Source organism: Psychrobacter sp. T6-1, assembly GCF_052258445.1.
Map to the genome: position 1 here is coordinate 1 of NZ_JBQQFC010000222.1, position 4,168 is coordinate 4,168.

Below are 4,168 nucleotides of genomic sequence, written 5' to 3' on the forward strand. Positions count from 1 at the left end.
CCATAATTATCAGCATCTAATGACTGAAAACTGCGGCGAAACTCGTTAAAATCAAAAGGTTTTTTGGCGCGGCGTTTGCTACGTATCGGCGTCTTTTTGGCGCCAAACGGACGCTTTTTTAGATCGAGTCTCATAAGGTGCCCTCCGCTACAGCAGCGTCATCTAAGATAGCAGTATCCGACTGTACTTTAGTCGTCACTACAAATTGTACGTAGCTGTCCTCAGGGTAGACAGGACGCGGCGCATCCCCTGTCGTGGTCGGCTCATTGAGTGTGGGCGGTGCTTCATACGCGCTGATATTTTGCTGAATATTGCTAACAGCAGAGTTACCCATCCACTCGCTGCTATCGAGATTGCGAATCAGGCTAGATACCACGTTTGGATTGTCAGCAAGACCCGTCAGCGTCAATATATCGCCTTCACGTTTAAAGTTGTTGAGATAAAGGGCGGGCGGTATGGCTTTGGCAATATCATCCCATAAACGTACAGGAACAGGACGGCGACCCTGCAAATCTTGAATGACTTGCATACGAGAGATAATATCCTCACGGCGCTGCTCTAAACCGTCGATCTCTACCAAAACGGCATCAAGGCGAGCGTTTTCTTGCTCAATAAGCGCATTAGCGTCGCGCTGCTCTTCTAACTCATTGTTAAAATAGCTCCATGATGCAAATGCCGCTAGTAGTGCCAGCAAAGTCACGGCAACGACTAAAGTAATGAATTCCTTGTTACGACGTTCACGTTCTTCTGCGCGCCAAGGCAATAGGTTAATACGAGCCATTAGTCAAAGCTCCTAAGCGCCAGTCCACATGCACCCATGAGACTAGGCGCATCAATCGCTAGCTGCTCGCTGTCTATATAGGGGTCAATGGTCATATTGATAAAGGGGTTGGCAACACTGACGCTTACGCCAAGCTTTTGTTGCACCATACCAGCTAAGCCTGAGATGGCACTACTACCGCCTGCTAGCACAATGTGATCGATACTATTGTACTGACTTGACGAGAAGTAAAATTGTAATGAGCGCGTGATTTGCTGAATAGCACTTTCTAAGAACGGCGTCAGCACTTCAGGATAATAATCATCAGGTAGAGTGCGTTCACGCTTGCTCAAGGTTGCCTCTTCAAAGGTAAGACCGTAGCGGTTTTGAATCGCTTCAGTGAGCTGCGCGCCGCCAAAGAGTTGCTCGCGGCTATAAACAAACTCGCCATCTTTTGCAATATACAAAGTCGTCTGATTGTGCCCAATATCAACCAAAGCCACAAGCTCAGGTAAATTGGCTAAATTGTCGACCATGAGCTCAAAAGCGCGCTCGATAGCGTGGGTTTCGATATCCATGATTTTGGTTTGCAAGCCGCCAAAGGTTAGCGCATCGACGCGCTGATCGACGTTCTCTGAACGTGAGGCGGCGAGCAGTACTTGTACCATTTCATCACTAATAAGAGAGGGGCCTTGTACTTCAAAGTCTAAATTGACGTCCTCTAACGGATAAGGAATGTACTGATCAGCATCAAGGCGAATTTGTGCTTCTCGTTCCACATCAGTTAGGTTTTTATCCATATCGATGATTTTGGTAATGACCGCAGATCCTGAGACTGACGTTGCCGCATTGCTACCTGCAACCTGACAGCGCCTTGCCAAACTAGCAATGGTATCTCCGACTATTTCGGTATCTACAATGAGTTTGTCAACGACCACACCTGAGGCTAGGCTTTCAATTCCATAAGACTTTAGATGATATACGCCCTGCACACGTCGTATATCCACAAGCTTTACTGAAGTTGCACAGACGTCCACTCCAATTAAATGCTGACTCTTAGAAGAAAATAACCTCACAAACGCTATACCTTGTATGAAGTGTACGACTTTATAATGAATTGTAATGATTTAGTACAATACTTTACTTAACAGACATATTCAAGCACTTAGAAAAGATATTGCACATTTAGTATGACCTGCGCATTTGGTTCAAGGTATAATAAAACATCTGTTGCAAATTTGAATTAAAAAGTCTGATTATGACCCAAAAAAATGCTACCGTTCATCTCTTACGCTTCTTAGTTGGGCTCTTTATTGCCTTTTTGGCATTGGTTGTCATCTTGGCATTGGCAGTGCCGATTGGTTTTTATGGCATGGCGATGTACCTATCCCCAACCCTACCTAGCATTCAAGAAATCAAAACGGCAAGTTTAGAGATGCCGCTGCAAATCTATAGTCGTGATGACAAACTCATCGGCCAGTACGGCAATCGTATGTCACTGCCTGTGACTTATGACGAGATTCCACAGAATTTAACGCGGGCGTTTTTGGCAGCAGAGGATGCTTCATTTTTTCAGCATAGCGGTATTAGTATCAAAGGTCTTGGTCGCGCGGTCACCGAAGTCGTCACCGATGATGACACTCAAACGGGCGGCTCAACCATTACTATGCAGGTTGCCAAAAATTACTTTTTGAGCCCAGAGCGTACCCTTAATCGTAAGCTAACTGAGCTGTTTTTGGCTCGTAAAATGGAAGATGAGCTGAGTAAAAATGAGATTTTGACACTCTATGTCAATAAGATTTATCTAGGTGAAGGCGCTTATGGTATCCGCGCTGCTGCTCGAAAATACTACAGTAAATCGTTAGAGAACTTGACGGTTGCTGAAATGGCGATGCTGGCAGGCCTACCAAAAGCACCTTCGAAGTATAATCCTGTTGCCAATCCAGATCGTGCTTTGACGCGCCGTAATTGGATTATTGGACGCATGCATGATCTAGGTTACATCGATCAAGCACAGCATGATAAAGCCATCAACTCGCCTATTGGACTCAAACTTTATCAAGAAAAACTTGATGTCAATATGCCGTATTTGGCAGAGATGGCGCGATATGCTTTAGTCAACCGCTATGGTGAAGAGGTTGTCAATGGCGGCTGGCGCGTACGATTAACGATTGATAGTGACGCACAAGCTGCTGCAGAAGCTGCAGTTATCAAAGGTCTTGTTGCTTATGAGCACAGACACGGCTGGCGCGGCGCCGAAGCTAATGGCGAGTCGTTAGAGAACTTTCGACGTTATAGCAGTATGTCCCCAGCCAAAGTCACCAAGGTCAATTCGCGTAGCTTTGAGGCCACTATTCCTTCAGGTGAGAGCGTCACTGTCAATTGGTCTGGTATGAGCTGGGCGCGCAAATATATATCCGCTGATCGCGTTGGCTACTATCCTAATAATGCCAGTCAGGTTGTGAGTGAAGAGGACATCGTTCGGGTAATACCGACTGAGAATGGCAATTGGCAATTGGCACAAATCCCTGAAGTACAAGGCAGCTTAGTCTCGCTAGACCCTGAGACAGGAGCGCTCAATGCGTTGGTCGGTGGTTTTGATTTTAATCACAGCAAATTTAATCGTGCGCTACAAGGATGGCGTCAGCCCGGCTCTACTATTAAGCCTCTTGTCTACACCACAGCACTACAAAAAGGCTATCGTCCTGATAGCATTGTCTCAGACCGTCCTATTCAAGCCGGTGACTGGAAACCCAAAAACTCTGACGAGCGCTTCTTAGGTGATATTACCTTACGCCGCGGCTTGTATTTGTCGCGCAACTTAGTTTCTATTCGCTTGCTACAAGCGATAGGTATCTCAGATACTCGCGACCTGCTTGATCAATTTGGTTTGGATAAAGAAAAACTACCGACAACCTTGTCACTAGCACTAGGTACAGGACAAGCAACGCCTCTGCAAATGGCAACGGCCTACGCCACCTTTGCCAATGGTGGTCACCGCGTTCAGCCCTATTTTATTGAGCAAATTTACAATTATGATAATAAGCTTTTGTTTCAAGCGAATCCGCAACAAGCGTGTGCTTTATGCTTTAACGAGCTGCTCGATGAGCGCAATGAAGCCCTGATTGAAGCCTTTAACACGCCTGTTGATGACGACACCACCGATGCACAGAGCACTGATGAGCAAACGGACGATGCTGAGGGCGATAGTGGAACAGATGCTGAAGAAGAGGCACTGATAGCGGCCCAAAATGAAGCACTTATCTATGATGCAACGCCTAAAGCCGATCGCCTAGATGCGCCTGTTGTACAATATGTTATGGCTACGCAGGCGCCTAGAATCTTAAAGCCGCAAGTGGCTTTTGAGATGGCAGATATCCTACGTGATGTCGTTCAACGCGGTACTGC

Annotated in this window: 3 protein-coding genes; 1 reads left to right on the forward strand and 2 read right to left on the reverse strand. The window is 46.3% G+C overall.

Features of this window, described 5'->3' with window-relative positions; translation table 11 throughout:
- Positions 1–130 precede the first annotated feature (130 nt).
- Together ACTXGO_RS10495 and ACTXGO_RS10500 are read right to left on the reverse strand one after the other, a co-directional pair.
- Positions 131–781: a PilN domain-containing protein gene (locus ACTXGO_RS10495; RefSeq protein ID WP_317199253.1), complete on the reverse strand. Its 651-nt coding sequence runs from the start codon at positions 779–781 to the stop codon at positions 131–133.
- Positions 781–1,836, reverse strand: coding sequence for a pilus assembly protein PilM (locus ACTXGO_RS10500; protein ID WP_443574407.1), 1,056 nt, complete (start codon positions 1,834–1,836; stop codon positions 781–783). Before ACTXGO_RS10500 ends, ACTXGO_RS10495 begins: the two co-directional genes overlap by 1 nt.
- Before the next feature lie 182 nt (positions 1,837–2,018).
- On the opposite strand from ACTXGO_RS10500, the gene ACTXGO_RS10505 reads away from it, so the two are divergent.
- Positions 2,019–4,168: penicillin-binding protein 1A (locus ACTXGO_RS10505; RefSeq protein WP_443574409.1), on the forward strand; the 2,150-nt coding region annotated here is incomplete at its 3' end.